Annotated in this window: 18 protein-coding genes; 11 read left to right on the top strand and 7 right to left on the bottom strand. The window is 63.1% G+C overall.

From position 1 onward, the window contains the following. The first annotated feature begins 1 nt into the window (after position 1). On the top strand, positions 2-3,613 hold the full coding sequence (locus Q0908_RS03565; RefSeq protein WP_299281061.1) for an efflux RND transporter permease subunit: 3,612 nt from the start codon (positions 2-4) through the stop codon (positions 3,611-3,613). On the opposite strand, the gene Q0908_RS03560 is transcribed toward Q0908_RS03565, so the two are convergent. Then, entirely contained in the window at positions 3,610-4,422 is an 813-nt protein-coding gene (locus Q0908_RS03560; protein ID WP_299281060.1) for a protein-disulfide reductase DsbD domain-containing protein, read from the bottom strand. The genes Q0908_RS03565 and Q0908_RS03560 overlap by 4 nt on opposite strands. A 128-nt stretch (positions 4,423-4,550) precedes the next feature. Here Q0908_RS03560 and Q0908_RS03555 point away from each other — a divergent pair, with 128 nt between their 5' ends. Then, on the top strand, positions 4,551-5,153 hold the full coding sequence (locus Q0908_RS03555; protein WP_299281059.1) for a YqgE/AlgH family protein: 603 nt from the start codon (positions 4,551-4,553) through the stop codon (positions 5,151-5,153). Between the two features lie 87 nt (positions 5,154-5,240). On the opposite strand, the gene Q0908_RS03550 is transcribed toward Q0908_RS03555, so the two are convergent. After that, the gene (locus Q0908_RS03550; protein WP_299281058.1) at positions 5,241-6,173 is read right to left on the bottom strand and encodes an L-threonylcarbamoyladenylate synthase; all 933 of its coding nucleotides are present in this window, start codon (positions 6,171-6,173) and stop codon (positions 5,241-5,243) included. Between the two features lie 148 nt (positions 6,174-6,321). Between Q0908_RS03550 and Q0908_RS03545 the strand changes: the two genes are divergently transcribed. The 5 genes from Q0908_RS03545 to Q0908_RS03525 all read left to right on the top strand — a co-directional run bounded on the left by Q0908_RS03545 (position 6,322) and on the right by Q0908_RS03525 (position 10,386). Next, entirely contained in the window at positions 6,322-8,028 is a 1,707-nt protein-coding gene (locus Q0908_RS03545; protein WP_299281057.1) for an acyl-CoA dehydrogenase, read from the top strand. Positions 8,029-8,031: 3 nt separating this feature from the next. Further along, positions 8,032-9,078, top strand: a complete 1,047-nt coding sequence (locus tag Q0908_RS03540) for an MBL fold metallo-hydrolase (RefSeq protein ID WP_299281056.1) — start codon at positions 8,032-8,034, stop codon at positions 9,076-9,078. Positions 9,079-9,082: 4 nt separating this feature from the next. Further along, a complete protein-coding gene (locus tag Q0908_RS03535) occupies positions 9,083-9,541 on the top strand; it encodes a DUF6173 family protein (RefSeq protein WP_299281055.1) in 459 nt (152 codons plus the stop codon). A gap of 86 nt (positions 9,542-9,627) precedes the next feature. Further along, positions 9,628-9,762, top strand: coding sequence for an aa3-type cytochrome c oxidase subunit IV (locus Q0908_RS03530; RefSeq protein WP_299281054.1), 135 nt, complete (start codon positions 9,628-9,630; stop codon positions 9,760-9,762). An 18-nt stretch (positions 9,763-9,780) separates the two neighbouring features. Next, entirely contained in the window at positions 9,781-10,386 is a 606-nt protein-coding gene (locus Q0908_RS03525; protein WP_299281053.1) for a hypothetical protein, read from the top strand. Between the two features lie 6 nt (positions 10,387-10,392). Here Q0908_RS03525 and Q0908_RS03520 read toward each other — a convergent pair whose 3' ends face one another. Further along, on the bottom strand, positions 10,393-10,716 hold the full coding sequence (locus tag Q0908_RS03520) for an AzlD domain-containing protein (RefSeq protein ID WP_299281052.1): 324 nt from the start codon (positions 10,714-10,716) through the stop codon (positions 10,393-10,395). Then, a complete protein-coding gene (locus tag Q0908_RS03515) occupies positions 10,713-11,423 on the bottom strand; it encodes an AzlC family ABC transporter permease (protein ID WP_299281051.1) in 711 nt (236 codons plus the stop codon). Before Q0908_RS03515 ends, Q0908_RS03520 begins: the two co-directional genes overlap by 4 nt. A gap of 69 nt (positions 11,424-11,492) precedes the next feature. Here Q0908_RS03515 and Q0908_RS03510 point away from each other — a divergent pair, with 69 nt between their 5' ends. From Q0908_RS03510 to glp, 4 genes are read left to right on the top strand one after another with little or no spacing between them, the layout of a single operon-like run. Continuing rightward, complete coding sequence (locus Q0908_RS03510) at positions 11,493-12,374, top strand: formate dehydrogenase accessory sulfurtransferase FdhD (RefSeq protein ID WP_299281050.1); 882 nt, start codon at positions 11,493-11,495, stop codon at positions 12,372-12,374. Then, the gene (gene mobA, locus Q0908_RS03505; RefSeq protein ID WP_299281049.1) at positions 12,371-12,973 is read left to right on the top strand and encodes a molybdenum cofactor guanylyltransferase MobA; all 603 of its coding nucleotides are present in this window, start codon (positions 12,371-12,373) and stop codon (positions 12,971-12,973) included. Before Q0908_RS03510 ends, mobA begins: the two co-directional genes overlap by 4 nt. Further along, a complete protein-coding gene (gene mobB, locus Q0908_RS03500; RefSeq protein ID WP_299281048.1) occupies positions 12,970-13,461 on the top strand; it encodes a molybdopterin-guanine dinucleotide biosynthesis protein B in 492 nt (163 codons plus the stop codon). The genes mobA and mobB overlap by 4 nt, the downstream gene beginning before the upstream one ends. A gap of 32 nt (positions 13,462-13,493) precedes the next feature. Next, a complete protein-coding gene (gene glp, locus Q0908_RS03495; protein ID WP_299281294.1) occupies positions 13,494-15,545 on the top strand; it encodes a gephyrin-like molybdotransferase Glp in 2,052 nt (683 codons plus the stop codon). Here glp and Q0908_RS03490 read toward each other — a convergent pair. The 3 genes from Q0908_RS03490 to Q0908_RS03480 form a co-directional block, all read right to left on the bottom strand. Continuing rightward, positions 15,542-16,558: a hypothetical protein gene (locus Q0908_RS03490; RefSeq protein WP_299281047.1), complete on the bottom strand. Its 1,017-nt coding sequence runs from the start codon at positions 16,556-16,558 to the stop codon at positions 15,542-15,544. The genes glp and Q0908_RS03490 overlap by 4 nt on opposite strands. Positions 16,559-16,562: 4 nt before the next feature. Continuing rightward, positions 16,563-17,033: a transcription elongation factor GreA gene (greA, locus tag Q0908_RS03485; RefSeq protein WP_299151963.1), complete on the bottom strand. Its 471-nt coding sequence runs from the start codon at positions 17,031-17,033 to the stop codon at positions 16,563-16,565. A 207-nt stretch (positions 17,034-17,240) separates the two neighbouring features. Then, entirely contained in the window at positions 17,241-17,624 is a 384-nt protein-coding gene (locus tag Q0908_RS03480) for a VOC family protein (protein WP_299281046.1), read from the bottom strand. Positions 17,625-17,643 lie beyond the last annotated feature (19 nt).

Below are 17,643 nucleotides of genomic sequence, written 5' to 3'. Positions count from 1 at the left end.
TATGGCGCGCGCGATCCCCAAGGCGGCGGGCGGCATCCTCAGCTATTTCGTGCGCCACCGGACGGTTGCGAACCTGCTTCTTCTGGTCATGGTTGTCGCAGGGGTGGTCGCAATCCCCAACATGCGCGCGCAGTTTTTCCCGGATGTGATCATCGACGACGTAACCGTGACTGTTCAGTGGGACGGGGCAGGGGCCGAGGATGTGGATGCGGGCATCGTGCAGGTTCTTGAGCCGGGTCTGCTGGCCGTGGAAGGGGTCGAATCCTCCTCTGCTACATCGCGCGAGGGCACCGGCTCGATCACGCTCGAATTCGAGCCGAACTGGGATATGGGCCGGGCGGCAGACGATGTGCAGACGGCTGTCGATGCGGTCACGACCCTGCCCGAAGAGGCCGAAGAGCCGACCGTGCGTCGTGGGGCCTGGCGCGACCGGGTGACGGATGTGGTGATCACCGGCCCCGTCGATCCGCAGCAACTGGGCCTGTTCGCCGATGAACTCGTCGTGCGTCTGTTCGCCGAAGGGGTCACGCGCACCACCATTCGCGGGGTCGCCGCACCGCAGATCATGATCGAGGTGCCCTCGCTCGCGCTGATCGCCAATGACGTGACCATGGCTCAGATCGCCGCGGCCATCTCCGCCGAGGTTGATACGGATCCCGCAGGCGATGTGACAGGGGCCAACGCGCGCGTGCGGACCGGCACGCAAAAGCGCACCCCCGAGGCGATTGGGGGGATCGTGCTGCGCTCGAACCCGGACGGTTCCAAGTTGCGCATCCGCGACGTGGCGCGGGTCGACCAGTTGGGCGCGGCGCGCAATCGCAGTTATTTCGTGGGCGACGATCCCGCTGTCTCGATCCGGGTGGACCGCTCGAACCGGGGCGATGCGATTGCCGTACAGGCGCAAGTTGAAGACGTGGCGGCCGAACTGCAATCGACCTTGCCCCCATCCGTCTCGGTCGAGTTGATCCGCACCCGGGCCGAGGCGATATCGGCCCGCCTCAACATCCTCATTGACAACGCGATGGTGGGCCTGGCGCTGGTGGTCAGCCTGCTGTTCCTGTTCCTGAATGCACGCACGGCGCTTTGGGTGGCGGCGGGCATTCCGGTGGCGTTGATGGCGGCGATTGCGCTGATGTATGTGGGCGGGCTGACGATCAACATGGTGTCGCTGTTCGGGCTGATCATCACGCTTGGGATCGTGGTGGATGATGCGATTGTGGTGGGGGAACACGCCGATCACCGCTACCGCGCCTACGGCGAGCCGCCCTTGGTGGCGGCGGAGAACGCGGCACGGCGCATGGCGATGCCGGTGTTCGCCGCGACGCTCACGACCGTGATTGCCTTCTTCGGGCTGGTCGCAGTGGGCGGGCGGTTCGGCGATCTGATCCGCGACATTCCCTTCACGGTCATCGTGGTGCTGATCGCCTCGCTGATCGAATGTTTCCTGATCCTGCCGCATCATATGGGCCACGCGCTGGCCGCTTCGGATCGCCAACGCTTCAGCCGGGTCAAGCTGTGCCTTGCGGTGGCCAGCATCGCGGTGCTGATGGGGGTCATTTCGGGCGCGCTTGCCTATGTGTTGTTGCCCGGCGCGATGGAGGGTTTGGGCGACGCCGCCCCCTACGTGGCCCTCGGCCCGCTGGTGGCGGCCGGGCTGTTCCTGCTCTCGTCCCGCGCGCGCAAAGCCGAGTGGGTGGCGGCGATGGGCCTGCGTGGCCTCGACACACCGTCCTTCATCGTCAATCGCGGGTTTGAGTGGATGCGCGAACGGGTCTTTCGCCCCTTCATGGCTGGTGTGATCACCGCCCGTTATGCAGTTTTGGCGGGCGTTTGTGTGATCCTTGCCTCGCAGGTTGCCTTGTTCATCGAAGGCGACGTGCGCTGGCGGTTTTTCAATGCACCGGAGCGCGGGTCGGTCACCGGTAATTTCGTGATGGTCGAGGGGGCGAGCCGCGCCGACACGCTTGAGATGATGCGCGAGATGCAGCGCGCGACCGAAGCACTTGGGGCCGAATATGAGGCCGAACACGGGCGAAATCCGATCGATTATGTTATCGCCGAGATCGGGGGGAATGCAGGGCGCGGCCTGGCCGGGACCGACAGCAAGGATCCCGATCTTTTGGGCGGCATTTCCATCGAATTGATCGACGCCGATCTGCGCCCCTATTCGTCGTTTGCCTTTGTGGCCGCCCTGCAGGATGCGGTGATCCACCACCCGCTCGTGGAAACGGTCAGCTTTCGCGGCTGGCGGTCCGGGCCCGGGGGCGATGCGCTGGATGTCGAATTCTTTGGCGCGGACACCGACACCCTCAAGGCCGCCTCCGAAGACCTCAAACGCGCATTGCTGCAATATCCCGAGGTCAGCGCGGTTGAGGACAATCTGGCCTATGACAAAGAGGAGTTGATCCTTGATCTGACCCCCCAAGGGCAGGCCCTTGGGTTCACCATCGACACGTTGGGCCGCGCCCTGCGGGATCGGCTGAACGGGATCGAGGCAGCGACCTATCCCGACGGACCACGCAGCGCCGAAATCCGGGTCGAACTGCCTGAAAATGAGCTGACGGCCGACTTTCTGGACCGCACCCAGATGCGCACGCCTGAGGGCACCTATGTGCCCCTTGCAGACATCGTCAGCGTTGAGCGGCGTACCGGCTTTTCGACCGTGCGGCGCGAAAACGGGGTGCGGCTGATTTCGGTCACGGGTGATATCTCCGAAGATGACGCGGGGCGCGCTGCCGAAATCAATGCGGCACTGGCCGAAGACATCCTGCCCACCATCGCCTCCGAACGGCAGGTGGAGTATCGCCAATCGGGTCTCAACGAACAGGAAGACGAATTTCTGAGCGATGCGATGACCGGATTGGTTCTGTGTCTGGCGGGGATTTACCTCGTCCTGTCATGGGTGTTTTCCAGTTGGACCCGGCCCATCGTGGTCATGGCTGTCATCCCGTTCGGGCTGGTGGGTACGATCTACGGGCATGCGCTGTGGGACATCCCGCTGAGCATGTTCACCGTCGTGGGCCTTTTGGGCATGACAGGGATTATCATCAACGATTCCATCGTGTTGGTGACGACGATTGATGACTATGCCAGCGAACGCGGGCTGGTGCCGTCGATCATTGATGGGGCTGCGGATCGGCTGCGCCCCGTGATCCTGACCACGCTGACGACGGTGCTGGGCATGGCCCCGCTGCTTTATGAAACGTCGCAACAGGCGCAGTTCCTCAAGCCCACGATTGTAACGCTGGTTTACGGTCTGGGGTTCGGGATGGTGCTGGTGCTGCTTGTCGTGCCGGCCTTGGTCGCGGTGCAACATGATGTGGGCCGTCAGGTGCGGGCCATGCGGCGTGGGCTGCGCGCGCCTGCGGGTGTGGTGCGGTGGGGGTTCATGGGCCTCTGGGCCGTGGTGCTGGCATGGTTTGGCGTGACGATGGGTCATGCGCTGATCTGGGGCGATTTGCCGGATGTGATCCTTGGCGCTGTCCCGCAATTGGCGGGCAGCGGTGGCATGACGGGTGCGCTCGCGGTGTTCTCGGCTGGAGTTTTGATCGTGGGGTTTGTGGCTTACGTGCTCAGTGCCATTGGCTTTGCCCTGATGCGCCGGGCGTCCTAGCCCGCAGTGCAGCCGCGCACGTCCACCGCATAATCGCCGCCCAGAATGGTGATCCGCACGTCCGAGCGGTTGAGCGCGAAGGCCCCGCCATCGGGATGGATCATCTCGCTGACGGCCACCACGGTGTCGCCTTGCCGCGTGGTGCGCGCTTCGCTGATCCACAGGCCGGGCGTGCCGGTTTCGATGACAGCCACCTCGGTGCCGCCGGTGTGGGGCAGGGTCACATGGGCCTCGAGCTGCATACCCAGATCGGTGGGGCGCAGGCGGCAGGTGGCGGCGCGCACGCCTGCCTCGTCCGCGCTGTAGGGCGCATCGGCAAGAGCGGCGACGATGGCCGGGGTCGGGCTGGGGTCGGGTGCATCCAGCGTCTCATCAATCTTGAATTGGTGGGGCACGCAAACCTCGGCGCAGACCCCGATGGACACGGTGCTGCGCAACCGGACCGGTTTGCCGCTGGTGCTTGGTGTCAGATACATTGGGATGACCACCTCATCGGAATACCCGATGGAGCGCATACCGTTTTGCGAGTGGACTTGCGGGGTGGGCCAAGCGATCGAAACAGCCTCAAGATTGCGCGCGCGGCTCCAGTCGAAATGGGGCGGGATGCCCGCATCGCCCGGCGCACGCCAATAGGTTTTCCAGCCCGGCGCAAGGGTCAGCCGCAACGCAGCCACCCGCCGTCCATCGGGCAAATCCCAGCCCTGCAACACGTCGGCCTGGACCACATCGTCAAACTGCCCTTGGGCAAGGGCGGGCATGGCTGTGGCGCACAGGGCCAGAGCCGCGGCAGGGTTCAAAGCGCGTTTCATGGCCCCTACATGGCCTTGCGGGCAATGAAATCCAAGTCACGATCCGGTGGGGTGTGCGTGGGCGTGCCTTTGCCGGTGCGCGCCTCGCCCCTTGTCGGGCGCGCGGCAGGGTTGCATGGTGAGAGCTGATGGCAACAGGATGGCCCATGCAGGACCCCGAAGACCTCAACCAGATCCTTGATCTGACCGGTACGCTGTTGATTGCGATGCCGGGCATGGGTGATCCGCGCTTTGACCGGTCGGTCGTGTTCATGTGCGCCCATTCGGATGATGGGGCGATGGGCCTGATTGTGAACAAGCCAGCCCATGACATGGAAGTGGGCGAGTTGATGGCGCAGCTTGACATCACCCCTCAGACCCGTGCGGCGAAGATGCCGGTCCATTTCGGCGGGCCTGTCGAGACGACGCGCGGCTTTGTGCTGCATACGGATGACTACCGCTCGCGGCTCCAGACGCTAAGTATTGCAGGGGGGTTCGGGATGACAGCGACGCTGGACGTTCTCGAAGATCTTGCCGCTGGAGAGGGGCCGGACCGCGCTTTGGTGATGCTGGGGTATGCAGGATGGGGCCCAGGGCAGCTTGAGGCCGAGATTGCCGACAATGGCTGGCTGACGGTGAATGCGCATGCCGATCTTGTGTTTGGCACCGGTGACGGGGGCAAATGGATGGGTGCGCTGAAAACGCTTGGGATTGACCCGTTGGGTCTGTCCGGTGCGGCAGGACGGGCCTGAACGCAGGCGCAGGACACCTGCGCCTTACCTACCCCACAACATCGGCATGCCGTAAGGCGGAGGTGTCCTCCGCCCAAATTCATCCGCTCAGCGCGGTGCGGCCGCCCGTCTCAGCCGGTCATTTATCGCGCGACCCAGCCCTTTGTCGGGAATGGGGGCGACAGCGATGGGCTGCCCCAAAGCGTTCAGCCGGTGCAGATGGTCAAACAGATGCGCCGCCGCCTCGATCAGATCACCGCTGACCGACAGGTTCAGATCGGACTGCATGGGGCCAAAGCCCAATAGGACTTCTCCGGGATGGGCTTGGTTTGCGTTCAGCCGGACGCTCGCGTCCGGTGCGTAATGCGATGCCAATTGGCCGGGGGCGGTGATCTGGTTGGCCCGCTTGGCCAAGGGCCCGATGATCGCCTCGATCTGTTCGACCGCAATGCCGCCGGGGCGCAAAAGGGCCGGGGGTTCTCCCCCGATGATCGTGGATTCAAGTCCTACCGGACATCCCCCGCCATCCACCACCGCGTCGATGATGCCGGACAGATCGGCCAGTACGTGTGCCGCCTTCGTGGGACTGATCCGCCCCGATAGGTTGGCGGACGGGGCCGCAACGGGTCCGTCAAAAGCGCGCAAGATCTGTTGGGCAAGCGGGTGGGCAGGGACCCTGATCGCGACCGTCTCAAGGCCCGCCGTGACCAGGGGGGACAGCCCATGACCCGTCACCAGTGGCAACACCAGCGTCAACGCAGCAGGCCAGAACGCAGCGGCCAGTTGCAGCGCCGTGTCGTCGAACTGCGCGAACCTGCGCGCCGCTTCGAGGTCAGGCACATGCACGATCAGCGGGTTGAAACTGGGTCGCCCCTTGGCCGCGAATATCTGCGCCACCGCGCGGCCATTTCTGGCGTCACCCCCAAGCCCATAAACCGTCTCGGTCGGGAACCCCACCAACCCACCGCGGCCCAGCACCGCGACAGCGGCTGCGATCCCTTGTGCATTGGGGTGCAAGGTCTGCGTGTCGATCCTGTTCATCTCTTGGGCATATCTGTCGAAGCGACCTTGTTGTGACGCGGCGTTTGAGTTGCGATGGAGGCCTCGCGTCCGCATCTATTGTATCAAAGACGCCCCTTTACGCGTGAGCCTTGCGCTTGCCAAGACATTCATATTCGGAGTCCTTCTGATGCCATATCGCGCCCCCGTTGACGACTATACATTCCTGTTTGAGCACGTGGTCGGACTGGATCAGGTCACGTCAACCGATCGCTTTGCCGAGGCAACGCCCGATGTGACCAGCGCGATCCTGACCGAAGCGGGCAAGCTGAGCGAAGATATCATGGCCCCGTTGCAGCGCCCCGGCGACTTGCATCCCGCACGCCTTGAAAACGGTGTCGTGCGCACCTCTCCCGGTTACGCCGAGGGCTACAAAGCCATCGCCGAAGGCGGTTGGGTCGGCATTGCGGCGGACCCTGAATATGGCGGCATGGGCCTGCCCATGACCGTGACGACGGCGGTGAATGAAATGATGAGCGCGGCCTGCCTGTCCCTGCAACTCGCCCCGCTGATGTCCCAAGGCCAGATCGAGGCGCTGGAACACCACGCCAGTGACGCCATCAAGGACCTTTACCTGCCCAAACTGATCTCGGGCGAGTGGACCGGCACCATGAACCTGACCGAGCCGCAGGCCGGGTCGGACGTGGGCGCGCTGTCGTCCAAGGCCGAGGACAATGGCGACGGGACCTACAGCATCTCTGGCCAGAAGATTTACATCTCCTGGGGTGACAATGATTTTACCGAAAATGTCTGCCACCTTGTGCTCGCCCGACTGCCTGGCGCGCCTGCGGGGACCAAGGGCATCAGCCTGTTCCTCGTGCCCCGCAACATTCCGGACGAAAACGGCAATGCAGGCGTGGCGAATTCCCTCAAGGTTGTCAGTCTCGAGCACAAGATGGGCTTGCACGGCTCGCCGACCTGCGTGATGCAATATGATGGCGCCAAAGGCTGGCTTGTCGGCCCCGAAGGCGGCGGCATGGCGGCCATGTTCACCATGATGAACAACGCGCGCCTCGGCGTCGGCGGGCAGGGCGTGGGCGCGGCTGAGGGTGCTTATCAGCACGCGCTTGGCTATGCGCTGGACCGCAAGCAGGGCAAGACCGAGGGCGAAACCGGCACGATCATCGACCATGCCGACGTGCGTCGGATGCTGATGACGATGCGCTCGGAAACCTATGCCGCAAGGGGCATTGCGCTGATGTGCGCCGTTGCCATCGACATGGCCACCGCCACTGGTGAGGCGGCTTGGAAATCGCGCGCCGCGCTGCTGACCCCCATCGCCAAGGCGTTTGGGACGGATATAGGCAACGAGGTCGCGGCCATGGGCATTCAGGTGCATGGCGGGATGGGCTTTGTCGAGGAAACAGGGGCGGCGCAATATGCCCGCGATGTGCGGGTGACCACGATCTATGAGGGTACCAACGGCATTCAGGCCATGGATCTTGTAGCGCGCAAGATGATGGACGGGGGTGAGGCCGCGAGCCTGATCTTTGACGAGATCGAAGCCGCCGCCGAAGCCGCCCGTGACACGCTGCCGGATCTGGCCGAGACCGTCTGGCAGGCCAGCGAATCCTTGCGCGAAACCACCGAGTGGATGATCGAAAAGAACCACCGTGTCCGTTTTGCGGGGGCTGTGCCGTACCTGCGCGCCTTTGCCCGCGTGCTGGGCGCTTATGTCCACCTGACATCGGCAACGGCTGAGCCGGACGGGGTGCGCGCCAAGGTCGCGCGCTTCTATATCCAGCGTATCCTGCCCGAGCATTCGAGCCTTCTGGCGCACGCGATGGCGGGAGATTATGACGTCTATGCGCTGACACCCGAAGAGTTCGCGGCCTAAAGCGTGGCCGCACCTGCCGCCGCCGGGCTGAGATATCCGTGGGAAGACCCACCCGCACCGGGTGCCGCCATCGAGGTGGCACCCGATTTGCTGTGGATGCGCCTGCCGCTGCCGATGAAGCTGGACCACGTAAACGTCTATGCGCTGGATGACGGCGACAGCTGGACGGTGATCGACACCGGATTTGCCTCGAACAAGACGCGGGGGATTTGGGCCGACCTGATGGCGGGCCCGATGCAGGGCAAGCCGGTCGCGCGGGTTGTCGTGACCCATCACCACCCGGACCATGTGGGCCTGGCGGGCTGGTTCCAGTCCGAATTTGGGGCCGAGTTGATCACCACCCGCACTGCCTGGCTGTTTGCGCGGATGCTGACGCTGGATGTGCAGGATGCGCCCGTCCCTGAAACGCTCGACTTCTGGCGCAGCGCAGGGATGGACGCGCAGGTGTTCGAGGCACGACGGCAGGAACGGCCCTTTAACTTCGGCGACATCGTGGCACCGATGCCGCTTGGCTATACGCGGATCAGGCAGGGTGACATCATCGAGATGGGCGGGCGGACATGGGACATCCATATCGGCAACGGGCACGCCCCCGAACACGCCACCTTCTGGAGCCGGGATGACAATCTGGTGCTCTCGGGCGATCAGATCCTGCCCTCGATCAGTCCCAATATCGGGGTATATGCCACCGAGCCGATGGCCGATCCGATCGGTGACTGGCTTGAGGCGTGCGAGCGACTGGCACCCCTTGCGCGCGCGGATCACCTTGTGCTCGGCGGGCACAAGCTGCCCTTCACCGGCCTACCCACGCGGATGCGCCAGTTGATCGACAACCACCATGGTGCGCTTGAAAGGCTCCACGCCTTTATCGACACACCCAAGGCCGCCGCCGACTGCTTTGCGCCACTGTTCAAGCGCAAGATCGGCGAGGGCGAATATGGGCTCGCGCTGGTCGAGGCCATTGCGCATCTGTCTCACCTTTATCAGACTGGGCGCGCAACCCGCGCACGGCGTGACGACGGGGCGTGGGTCTATCAGCGCAAAGGGTGACGACATGGACGAAACGATCAAAACCGCCGCCGAAGCGGTTGAGGCGGACGCCTTGCCGCGCCGCCACGAGGTTCATGCCGACCCCAATGCACGCAATGCGGCCGACCAGCCGATGCCCAAAGGGGTCAGTAAGACTCCCACAGCCCAGAAAAGCGCGGCCCAATGGGCCTATGAGCGCATCATCATGTACCTCAAGAACTTCGAGGAAAGCCTTGATAACGAACATGAGGTCGCGATGGGATTCGCAGGCGGGGATGCAGGCGTCATGCGGATCGAGGGGATGGGATATTTCGACCCCGATATCGTGACATTTTACGGCAGCGACCCGACCGGGGCCAAGACCCAGCTTGTGCAGCATGTGACCCAGCTCAACGTCATGCTGCGTGCATTGCCCAAAGCGGTCGAGCGGTCCGAACCCAACCGGATCGGGTTTCGACTGGCCCAGGACCTTGAGGACGATTGATCGCGCCTCCACACTGAATTGACGCAGTGACAGCATGATCCGGATGCGCTAAAGCCCCGGGCAAGCCAATTCGAAGGAAGTAAAAAATGTCAGATCACAAGCACGGCGAGATGGACGTCAAAACCCATGAGAAAACCTTTGACGGGTTCATGGCGTGGACCAAATGGACTGTGATCGTGATCCTTGTGCTGTTGATCGGCATGGCGATCTTTATCTCCTGATCAAGAGTGGGGTTTGGGATGCGTGTGATCGCGGCATTTGCGATGTGTCTGGTGCTGGCCGCCTGTGCGCAGCCTCCGGCGGTGCCTTATGCCTCAGACGAGCGTGTGGCCGCATCCGCCTATCGCGAACCCGGCCCCAACACGCTGACCGTCTTTACCATGGTCAGCAATCGCAATGGCAAAGGGGCGCATTCCGCCCTCATGATCAACGGCACGCAGCGGGTGATCTTTGACCCCGCCGGATCGTTCGTAAACGAGCGGGTCCCCGAACAGGAAGACGTGCTGTATGGAGTCTCGCCCGCAGTCCTCAAAGGATACAAAAGCGCGCATGCCCGCAGCACCTATCACGTGGTCAGCCAGACCGTCGAAGTGACCCCCGAGCAGGCCGCCGTGGCCCTGCGGCTGGCGACCACAAACGGGGCGGTGCCACGCGCCTTCTGCACCAGTGCCACCACAGGGCTGATACAGCGTGTGCCGGGCTTTCAGGCGATTGAGTCGACCATGTTCCCGACCCGGCTCATGGAACAGATGTCGACATGGCCCGGCGTTGTCGAAGAGAAGTACTACGAAGATGATGCGGGCGACATCGTGGACGGCGTGGCCGGAATTGTGCTGCCCGATTAAGCGCGCCTAGCCCAGACCATAGACCAGTGCGAGCAGGGTCGCAGCACCCGCTCCGATGGCCAGAAAGACGTTTTTGGTCCACGTACCCACCGCCAGCGTGACGATAGCCGCCGCAATACGCGTCGGCTCTGTGCTGCCAGTTTCGCCTGAAAACACCACAAGCGGCGTGACCAATGCGGGCAGAATCGCAACAGCCGTATAGCGCAAGTGACGCAGCAGCCATTCCGGCAAAGGCCGATCCCCGACAAATCCCAAGAAGGTAAAGCGCAGCAGAAAACTGCCCGCGCCAAGGCCGAAAATCACGGTCCACAAGAGGGTGGTGTCGATCACACTGCGCGCCTTTTCAGCCAAAGCTCGGTCTGTGCGCCCGCGATCATCCCCGCCGCGCCCGCCAGCATCAGGCCCATCGAATAGGGCACATTGACCGCAAGCAGACTGACCACGACCGCAACGAAGGCGGCAATCACGTGTGGCATGGTGCGCAGCATCGGGGCTACCATCGACAGGAACGCGATGGGCAAGGCAAAATCCAAAGGCACGTCCGGGGGGAGCGTGGTGCCAAGGGCCGCACCCGCATAGCTGCTGGCAAACCACACTATCATGACCAAGGTGCAGGTCCCGAAATAATAGGCCATACGCTGCGGCACGCTAAGCTCGGGCGCGGCCTCGAATTTCGCGTGGCTTAGCGCATAGCTTTGATCGACCAGCAAGTATGCCGCAAAGATCCGCTGCCACAGGGGCGCGCCGCCCAGATAGGGGGTGAGCGCGGCGGAATACATCGCCACACGCAGGTTCACAGCCAGCGCGGACATCAGCACAATGATGGTCGGGGCTTCGTCCTGCATCAGTTGCAGGGCGGTGAATTGGGCCGCGCCCGCGATCACCACCAGTGAAAAGCTCATGACCTCGAACACGCTTAGACCGGCCTCGGTCGCCAACACGCCAAACAGCGCCGCGAACGGTCCGGCGACGGCCACAAAGGGTGCGCCATCGCGCACACCGGCAAGATATGCCGATTTGGTGGTGGTGGAGGACATAAGGACGCCTTACCGTGGGTTCGTAACGCTTAGCGGTCCGCATCCCGCGATGCAATTGGGGGCATCACATTGGCACAGCACGACGACTTGACCGGATACATCATCGCGCCCGACCCGCAGGCCGCCCGCCTGACGCGCAGCGTCGTGGGCCATGACCAGACCGGCGCTCCCTCCGAGATTTCCGTGGTCGAAGAACGCCCGCTGACAATCTTTCTGAACGGGCAGGAAATTGTCACTGCGATGACCATCGGTGACTATCCCGACTACCTGGCGCTTGGGTTTTTGCGCAATCAGGGGATGTTGCTGGCCTCGGATGAGGTGACGGGTGTGTCTTATGATGACGAGTTGGAAACCGTTGTCGTGCGCACCGCCACTCCTACCAATCACGAGGAAAAGCTGAAGAAAAAGACACGCACCAGCGGGTGCGCCGTCGGCACTGTTTTTGGCGACATGATGGAGGGGCTTGAGGATGTGCGTTTGCCTGCAACCCCTGTGAAAACATCGGATTTGTATGCTTTGGCGGGGCGGATCAACCGGACGCCATCCTTGTACCTGACAGCCGGTGCGATCCACGGCACTGTCTTGTGTCAGCGGGCGCAACCTCTTGTTTATATGGAGGATGTGGGTCGTCACAACGCGGTCGACAAGATTGCAGGCTGGATGCTGTCCGAAGGGGTCAGCGCGGCGGACAAGGTGCTTTACACGACCGGACGACTGACATCCGAGATGGTGATCAAGACCGCGATGATGGGGGTGCCTGTGCTGGCGTCCCGATCCGGGTTTACCGCCTGGGGCGTCGAGATTGCCCAACAGGTCGGGCTAACGCTGATCGGTCGGATGCGCGGCCAGCGCTTTATCTGCCTGAGCGGAGAGGACCGGCTGGTGCGCGATATCGATCCGACTTCGGTGCCGGATGAGCCGCGCAAATCCGGACGCAAGGCCAGCGCATGAAACAGCCCCTTGGTGTGATCCTCGCAGGTGGGCAGGCCACGCGCATGGGCGGTGGTGACAAGGGTGTGCGCCTGCTTGGGGGGCGTCGTCTGTTTGACCACGTGCTGGATCGATTGGCTCCGCAGGTGGCGGGTGTGGCGCTGAATGCCAATGGAGATCCGGCCCGCTTTGCCGATCTGAACCTGCCGGTGATTGCCGACAGCATCGATGGGTTCGTGGGGCCGCTTGCAGGCGTGCTGGCTGGTCTGGACTGGGCCGCAAGCGAAGGAGCGAATGCCATCGTGACGGTGGCAGCAGACACGCCGTTCTTTCCCTGCAATCTTGTGCCGTGCCTACAGTTGGCTGGCGAAGGGACAGCGCACCCACTCGTCCTTGCTGCCACCCCTGATCCCAAACGGGGACAAGCCCGCCACCCGACCTTTGGGCTGTGGCCTGTTGCCTTGCGCGATGATCTGCGCGCCGCCCTTGCGGATGGGGTGCGCAAAGTCGTTCAATGGACTGACCAGCATGACGGGCGCACGGCGCTGTTTCCCGACGAAGCCGCCTTTTTCAACGTAAACACGCCCGACGATCTGATCCGGGCCGAGGCGATGTTATGAGACTATACGGCATTGTAGGTTGGAAAAATGCAGGCAAGACCGGGCTGATGGAACGTCTTGTGAGCGAGATTGCAGGGCGGGGCTTTTCGGTCTCGACTGTCAAGCATGCGCACCACTCTTTTGATGTGGACCACCCCGGCAAAGACAGCTTTCGCCACCGCGCGGCAGGGGCGCAAGAGGTGCTGCTGGCGTCGCGCCAACGCTTTGCGCTGATGCACGAGTTACGCGGGTCGGATGAGCCGACGCTGGAGGCGCTGCTTGCCAAGCTCGCCCCTGTCGATCTGGTGTTGGTCGAGGGGTATAAACGCGACGCACACCCCAAGGTCGAAGCCTATCGCGCCGCCACGGGCAATCCGTTGATCGCGCCGGACGATCCCACCGTCCGGGCCGTGGCAAGTGACAGCCCATTGTCGCTGGATCGCCCTGTGTTTGATCTGAACGACACGCGTGCGATTGCGGATTTCATCCTGCGCGAGGTGGCATTGTGAGCCTAGCGCGCGGGCCCTTTGACACCATCATCATGGTCGATTGGTCGGGCGGCAACCAAGGGTCCGCCACACCGCAGGCGGATGCCATCTGGGCCTGTATTGCCCAAAAAAACGAGGTCGACGCCCCGGTTTATCTGCGCAATCGCCAGCAGGCCGAGGATTGGTTGTGCAAAACGCTTGCCGCGGAGCGTGCCGGGGGACGGCGAGTCATGGTCGGGTTCGACTTTCCCTTCGGCTACCCCAAAGGGTTCGGACGCGCGCTGACAGGCAGCGATGATCCGTTTGAGCTCTGGGACTGGTTTGCCCACCGGATCAAGGACTCGCCGAAGGACAACAACCGCTTTGATGTGGCGGGTCAGATCAACCTGCAATTTGGCGGCAACGGCCCGTTCTGGGGCAACGGGTTGAAACGTGAGGTGCCGGGCCTGCCGCGCACCAAGGAGGGCTATGCCAACCCGTTTCCGATCAAGCGCGCGGCCGAAGAACACGCCACCCGCGCTTTTACAGTCTGGCAAATGTCAGGGGTTGGGTCCGTTGGCGGGCAGGTGATGATGGGCCTGCCCGTGCTGTCGCGGTTGCGTGCGTATTTCGGAGCTGCCCTTTCGGTCTGGCCGCTTGAGGGGCGTGATGCGCCGATTACCGTGGTCGAAATCTGGCCGTCGCTTACCGTTACTGACGTGCCGGACGGGTGGATCAAGGATCAATGGCAGGTCTATGAGGTGGCCCGCGTGGTGGCCGCGATGAACCCCGATCTGTTGAACCACATGCTGGATGTGCCGGTGACCCCCGAGGGCTGGATATTTGGCCTTGGCTTTGAGAACACATTGCGCGCGGCGGCACCTGCACCTTTGCGCAATGACTGTTTTGCGCTGCCTGCCGGGGTGGATTGGACGCCTGTGGATGTGGCCTTGTCCGATTTGCGCGCCCGGCTCGGACCAGTGGTGGGCACCCAGCCTTGCCCGATCGCGGCCGCCTTGGGTCGGGTTGTGTCCGCCGATATCCCCGCGCCGCGTGCCCATCCGCCACTGCCCAACACGGCAGTGGATGGATACGGCTTTGCCGGGGGACGCGACGCGGGCCCGCATGTCTTGCCACTGGTCGCGGCGGGCATGGCTGCGGGGCAAGCCCCGGACACCCCCGTTCCCGAAGGCGCCGCGGTGCGCATCCTGACGGGTGCCGCTTTGCCGCCGGGTGTGGACACGGTGATTTTGCAGGAAGAGGTCGAGGTCGATGATGCCGAGATTTCATTTCTTGGCCCCGTCAAAGCCGGCGCAAACACGCGTGCTGCCGGTGAGGATGTGATGCGCGGAGATGTGGTGGTCGCGGAAGGGCGCAAGTTGACCCCCGCCGATCTGGCCCTGTTGGCGGCCGTGGGCGTGGAGGACGTCACGGTTCGCGTCCCCCTGCGCGTCGGCGTCATATCAACCGGGGACGAATTGGTGCAACCTGGCACCGATGCGGCCCCCGGACAGATTTACGATGCGAACCGGCCTATGCTGCTCGGATTGGTGACGCAGTTGGGTCACGTCGCTGTCGATCTGGGTCACGTCCGGGATGATCGCGCAGACCTGCGTGCAGTGTTTGACCGCGCCGCTGCGGCGGTCGATGTGGTGCTGACAAGCGGCGGTGCCTCTGCGGGGGATCATGATCATGTGTCGGCGCTGCTGAATGATGCGGGCGCGATGGCCACATGGCGCATTGCGATGAAACCGGGGCGCCCGCTGGCGTTGGGGGTGTGGAATGGCACGCCGGTTTTTGGTCTGCCGGGCAATCCGGTGGCCGCGATGGTGTGCACGCTGGTCTTCGCCGCCCCTGCGCTGGCCCAGATGGGCGGCGCTGCATGGCGTGATCCGCAAGGGTTCGACGTGCCTGCGGGTTTTGAAAAGAACAAGAAAGCCGGGCGTCGGGAATACCTGCGCGCCCGGATGCGCGATGGTCGGGTTGAAGTGTTCGCCTCCGAAGGATCGGGTCGGATCAGCGGGCTGTCATGGGCCGAGGGCTTGGTCGAACTGCCCGATCATGCGGTGCATGTGCGCCCGGGCGATCCGGTGCGGTTCATCCCATGGGGTGGTTTCGGGCTTTAGTCGAATGTGCCTGCGACGCGGCCGAGCAGCATGAAGGCGCGCGCCGTGCGGGTGTCACTGAGGGCCGAGATATCCGAGTCACTGGCCCGTTCCGAGAAGCTCGAAATCGTCTTGTCAAAGCGGCGCAGGAAGTGGTGGGCGGCATCACGAAAGATCGGATCCTGCTTCATCCGGCCCGCTGTGAGCGCCAATGAGGAGCGGTCGCGCACCCCGCCAAGAGCCGCCACGGGCCGTCCCCGCGCGCCGCTCGCGAACTGGCGCCAGATTTCAGGGCGCGCGCGGTCGGGGCGCAGATCATCCATGTAAATGCCGTCCTGGCTGAGCAGGGTCAGGATGTCCTGTGCCGCTTGAATCAGTTGCGAGGTTTCGCGGTCGCGCATCGCTTTGCGCAGCGCGGCAAACCCGGCTTCATCCTCAGCCGTTTCGGGGAAATTCAGGGCGCGGATGAAATCTTCGGTCTCGAGCGGGCGGACGAAATCGTCCGAGCTTGTGCCAAGGGCCAGAACGGGCTGGTCATCGACCACCGGCGCAGTGGCAGGCGCAGGTTTGGCTGGTGCCGGATCATCGCGGCGGCTTTGGAACGTGGCCAGCGCGGTTTCTGTGTTGCGGGTGGCGGCGGCGATCTCGTCCAATTTTCGCGCGACCGATGGTTCTTTGGTCAGGTCGCGCCCTTGGGCTTGTGCGATATAGGCCTGTCGGATCGCGTCAATGGCGGTCTGCAAACGCTGGCTTTCCTCGCGCATGACGCGGCTGGACCGGGCAGCGGTTGCCGCCACCCAGATCATTGCGATCGGCATGAAAACGGCCAGCATCGTGATCAGGAACCGCAGGCCCTCCGCCTCGGTCGGTTCGCCCTCGTCCCCAGTCAGCAGAAAAAACGCTGCCGCCCCCACCAGCCAGATGGCTGACAGGACGAGTGCCACGACTTCGATCTCTGTGACGCCCCCATGTTTGGGCTTGTCATAGATGCCAAGGGGCGTCGGGCGCGCCTGAGGGTTGGGTTTGTCGGCCATGGCCTCAGCTATAGCTGATTTTCAGGACTTCATAGGACTTTTCACCGCCCGGTGTGCGCACTTCGACGCTGTCGCCCTCTTCCTTGCCGATCAGGGCACGGGCAATCGGCGATTTGATGTTCAAAAGGCCCTTTTCGATATTGGCTTCGTATTCGCCGACGATCTGATAGGTCTTTTCCTCATCCGTATCCTCATCCACCAGCGTAACCTCGGCGCCGAACTTGATCGCGCCCGACAGTTTGGAGGTGTCGATGATGTCCGCCAGCGAAATCGCGCCTTCGAGTTCCTTGATCCGGCCTTCGATGAAGGACTGCTTTTCCTTGGCCGAGTGGTACTCGGCGTTTTCGGACAGGTCCCCATGTTCGCGCGCTTCGGCGATGGCGGTGATGATGGCGGGCCGCTCGACGGATTTGAGCTGTTTCAGCTCGGTTTCCAGTGCGGTCGCACCGGCGCGGGTCATTGGGATCTTTTCCATCGGTGTTGTCCTAATTGCGTGCGGCGGCCCCGTTTGGGAGCCGCCGGTACATGCGATGGTCCTTACCTGACCCAAAGGCGCTGTGGATTGCAAGCGGATTTGGTGTTTATGCGATTGTGCTGCGCACGCCTTTGCCAAGGGGGCGCTGCCCCCGTCGCTTGCGCGACTCCCCCGCGGTATTTTTGGTCAAAAGAAGAGCGGGGCGGGTTAGTCGTATTGCACCACTTCGTATTCGATGTGGTCGTCGTCGTAGAAATAGAAGCGTTGGCCCGGTTCGTAGTCGAAATGCTCTCCGGCCTCAAAGCCTGCCGCCTCGACGCGGGCGCGCATGGCCGCGATGTCATCCACCACCACGGCGATATGATTGAGCCCGCCTTGCGTTGTGTAATTGTCGATGGGTGCATTGAGATTTCCGGCCTTGGGCGCATAGAGCGCGAGGTAGTGCGTATCGGTGCCCACGTGCACGGAATAGCCGGTGGTGCGCGAGTCCCCGGTCCAGCGAATGTGCCAGTCAAAGAGGTTGCACATCCATTTCGCAGTCCTATCCGGGTCGGTGACGGTAAAGTTCGTATGTTCAAGTTGGGCGGCCATATTCGTGGTTCCTTTGTTG

This window comes from uncultured Tateyamaria sp. (assembly GCF_947494755.1).
In the GTDB taxonomy this organism is placed as follows: Bacteria; Pseudomonadota; Alphaproteobacteria; order Rhodobacterales; family Rhodobacteraceae; genus Tateyamaria.
This window is presented reverse-complemented; position numbering and strand designations above follow the sequence as displayed.

Coding starts and splice junctions, on each gene's coding strand:
- Q0908_RS03565 (WP_299281061.1), top strand. CDS start 2: ATGGCGCGCGCGATCCCCAAGGCGGCGGGCGGCATCCTCAGCTATTTC.
- Q0908_RS03560 (WP_299281060.1), bottom strand. CDS start 4,422: ATGAAACGCGCTTTGAACCCTGCCGCGGCTCTGGCCCTGTGCGCCACA.
- Q0908_RS03555 (WP_299281059.1), top strand. CDS start 4,551: ATGGCAACAGGATGGCCCATGCAGGACCCCGAAGACCTCAACCAGATC.
- Q0908_RS03550 (WP_299281058.1), bottom strand. CDS start 6,173: ATGAACAGGATCGACACGCAGACCTTGCACCCCAATGCACAAGGGATC.
- Q0908_RS03545 (WP_299281057.1), top strand. CDS start 6,322: ATGCCATATCGCGCCCCCGTTGACGACTATACATTCCTGTTTGAGCAC.
- Q0908_RS03535 (WP_299281055.1), top strand. CDS start 9,083: ATGGACGAAACGATCAAAACCGCCGCCGAAGCGGTTGAGGCGGACGCC.
- Q0908_RS03530 (WP_299281054.1), top strand. CDS start 9,628: ATGTCAGATCACAAGCACGGCGAGATGGACGTCAAAACCCATGAGAAA.
- Q0908_RS03525 (WP_299281053.1), top strand. CDS start 9,781: ATGCGTGTGATCGCGGCATTTGCGATGTGTCTGGTGCTGGCCGCCTGT.
- Q0908_RS03515 (WP_299281051.1), bottom strand. CDS start 11,423: ATGTCCTCCACCACCACCAAATCGGCATATCTTGCCGGTGTGCGCGAT.
- mobA (WP_299281049.1), top strand. CDS start 12,371: ATGAAACAGCCCCTTGGTGTGATCCTCGCAGGTGGGCAGGCCACGCGC.
- mobB (WP_299281048.1), top strand. CDS start 12,970: ATGAGACTATACGGCATTGTAGGTTGGAAAAATGCAGGCAAGACCGGG.
- glp (WP_299281294.1), top strand. CDS start 13,494: ATGGTCGATTGGTCGGGCGGCAACCAAGGGTCCGCCACACCGCAGGCG.
- Q0908_RS03490 (WP_299281047.1), bottom strand. CDS start 16,558: ATGGCCGACAAACCCAACCCTCAGGCGCGCCCGACGCCCCTTGGCATC.
- greA (WP_299151963.1), bottom strand. CDS start 17,033: ATGGAAAAGATCCCAATGACCCGCGCCGGTGCGACCGCACTGGAAACC.
- Q0908_RS03480 (WP_299281046.1), bottom strand. CDS start 17,624: ATGGCCGCCCAACTTGAACATACGAACTTTACCGTCACCGACCCGGAT.